Below are 2,736 nucleotides of genomic sequence, written 5' to 3' on the forward strand. Positions count from 1 at the left end.
TGTAGGTGCCCGTAAGAGCCATGATGCGCCCCAGGTGCGCATCCGCGTCGGGACGCCGCAGCCTGAGCTGTTCGAGGTAGGCTGCGGCCTTCGGCGACATGGCCAGGAACAGCTCCAGTGTTTTTGCCTTTGTGGCCTTTTTGCGGCGCTTCAAAAGCTCGATGTCGTGAACTGGCTCCACCACCTGCACACCCCGCTCGAAGCTCCTTACATGCACGGCGATCTGCACGTCATCGCAGCATATGCGCACAGTGTCGGGCAACGCCGCCAGGCTGGCCGTTCTTCCGGCGTATTTCATTGGCACGGAATAGTGGTTGCCCTCGAAGGCTACCCTGCACTGTTTGCTGATGCGCGCGCTTTTGACCACCGAGCAGTCATACGGGCGTGAGACAAGAGGCAGCATGGCCTCCTGCTCCCGGGCAAAAAGCTCCGCCGGCGTGCTGCGCATTGCGGCCAGCATACGCTGGTCGGCCACCTGTGTCTGCCATTGGCGAGCGGCCTCGTTCACGGCGATCAGCGACATCTGCGAGGTGTCCATGCCGTTGAGGAAGCTGCCGCGCAGGTAGCCCACCGAGCGCTCTACTTTGCCTTTTTCATGAGGCGAGCGCACATTGCAGGCGTTCACCACAAAGCCGTAGTGGGCGGCCATGTCCGCGTATCTGGGATTGATTTGAGGCGGCGCGTAGATGTTGTCGTTGTGCAAAACGGCCACCTTGCAGTTGTCGACCATGACGCGGCGGGGCACGGCGCCAAAAAACTCGAAGGCCGCGCGGTGGCAGGCGAGAAAATGCTCCATGTTCATGCGCATGACGAACTTGACAAAAATCCTGCGACTGTAGCCCAGGGTCATCAAAAAGACGTACAGCTTGCGCCTTGTGCCGCCGGCGCGCACCAGGGCGCATTCCGCGAAGTCAACCTGAGCCATCTCGCCGGGCTCGAAATTCAGGGTCAAAAACGCTTCATGCACCGGCGGGCGCACTTTTCGTATGTGGTCGTGCAGTATGGTCTTTCCACCCTGATAGCCGTCCTGGCGCAGACGAAAGAGTATCTGCATTCCGCTGAGGCCGTCGTCAAGCAGTCGCCTGATCTTTTCCTTGTGCGGTTCGAGAATGCTCTCCGACTTCCGCGGAGGCTTTGCCTCCAGCTCCCTGGGCATGGCCAGGTGCCTTTCAACCGTGCGCAGGGCAATGCCCAGCTTTTGAGATATCTGCCTTGGCCCCAGCCCCTGCTCGTCGTGATGCTGATGAATGAGAAAATGCGTGTACGGCTTCATGTCCGCCCCCCTCCGGCCATGTGGCCCATAATCTCCGCGATGCTCAGGGGTTGTTCAAAGCGCCTGTATTGGGCATCGGAGACAGGCTGCGCAGGATGTTGCGCAGGATGTTGCGCAGGAGGGGGTTCTGAAACGCGGCCCTGGTTCAAACTGTCGCGCACACAGGGCAGCTCAAGCACCTGGTAAATCGGACGTGCATAGGCAATCAGCAGGCGGGCGGCAAGCTCGGCGCGAGCCAGATCCAGCCCCGCGGCGGAAAGCCCGCTGCGCGCGCAGAGCTTCTCGTCCGAATACCAGGACAGGCCCGACTCGTTGGCCACCGTTATCAGAAAAAGATACAGCGCCTGGGCATCGCGGCTGAGGCCAGTGATGCAGCCCAGCCTTACGAAGCGGTGATCCACCCAGCCAAAGCCCGGCGGAATGTGCCTGAGGCGGTCGGGACGCGGAACTACGACTTTGAAGCTCATGTCGACTCTCCTTTTTTCATGTTGCCTTTGGCGGAACAAAAGTGTTCCGGCAAATAAGCTACATCGCCAAGGGCATTCCTGCGCAGTCGGTCACGTACGATTTTTGCTCATCTATAACTCGTTTATTTGAAGGTGGTTGCAAACTCCAGTCGGTCACGTACGCCGGTTTTTACCCGGTCAGTCGGTCACGTACGAATTTCGTCCTGGCAGCGAAGGCGCCGCCCACTTTCGGCAAACCCGTAAAGCGCGCTTCTGAGATCTGCGATAATGTCACAGCCGGTAAACTTTGCTGCCATCCCAAGCATGACATCCTGAAAGTCAAATTCAAGACGCGGCACGTGCGGCGGCGCAGCACCCTTGGCGGCATTGGCCGCCGCAGCCTCCCTGCGCCGGTTGCGGATGTCGCGCTGGCGCTGCGCCTCTGAGAGCCTGAACTTGATATCGGCTCTCTTCCTCTTGCGGAAGGACTTGTTCTTGAGGCGGTTCCGTGCCTTCTGGCAGTCGGCGGAGCCGCAATACTTCTGCTTCTCCCTGTTGTTCGCGCGCGGGATGAAGTAATGATCACAATTTGCGCATTTGACCGGTTTTGTCATTGGCTCCTTTACGTCTTTTGATTAATCAATAACGCACAAGGTGAAATGTAGCCGTGAAAAACAGTGAAAAAGACGCGGCGGCGCGAAGAACAGCAAAAGAAAAGCCAATAAGAAAGAAAAAAGAAGGAAGAATATCTTTAATTTGAAGTTTTTTAAGAAAAAGAAAAGAAAATAGCCTGTCTGAGAATAATAATACGACTAGCTCTTGGCTCCAAAAAGGCACAGCGGCGCGAAGAACAGTAAAAGAAAAGCCAATAAGAAAGAAAAAAGAAGGAAGAATATCTTTAATTTGAAGTTTTTTAAGAAAAAGAAAAGAAAATAGCCTGTCTGAGAATAATAATACGATTAGCCAACCGCCAAATTAAAACGGCAGAAAACCGCCAAATGAACTCGGCGACGACAC

Annotated in this window: 3 protein-coding genes; all 3 read right to left on the minus strand. The window is 56.0% G+C overall.

All coding sequences use genetic code 11. The features are described from left to right. On the minus strand, window positions 1-1,273 hold a 1,273-nt coding region (gene istA, locus LHW45_11290; GenBank protein MCB5286152.1), incomplete at its 3' end, for an IS21 family transposase. Beyond that, window positions 1,270-1,740 carry a helix-turn-helix domain-containing protein gene (locus tag LHW45_11295; protein MCB5286153.1) on the minus strand — a complete coding sequence of 157 codons (471 nt, stop codon included), beginning with the start codon at window positions 1,738-1,740 and terminating at the stop codon, window positions 1,270-1,272. The genes istA and LHW45_11295, both read right to left, overlap by 4 nt. Window positions 1,741-1,925: 185 nt before the next feature. Then, complete coding sequence (locus LHW45_11300; protein MCB5286154.1) at window positions 1,926-2,333, minus strand: hypothetical protein; 408 nt, start codon at window positions 2,331-2,333, stop codon at window positions 1,926-1,928. Window positions 2,334-2,736: the final 403 nt, after the last annotated feature.

It is taken from the genome of Candidatus Cloacimonadota bacterium (assembly GCA_020532085.1).
In the GTDB taxonomy this organism is placed as follows: Bacteria; Cloacimonadota; Cloacimonadia; order Cloacimonadales; family Cloacimonadaceae; genus Syntrophosphaera.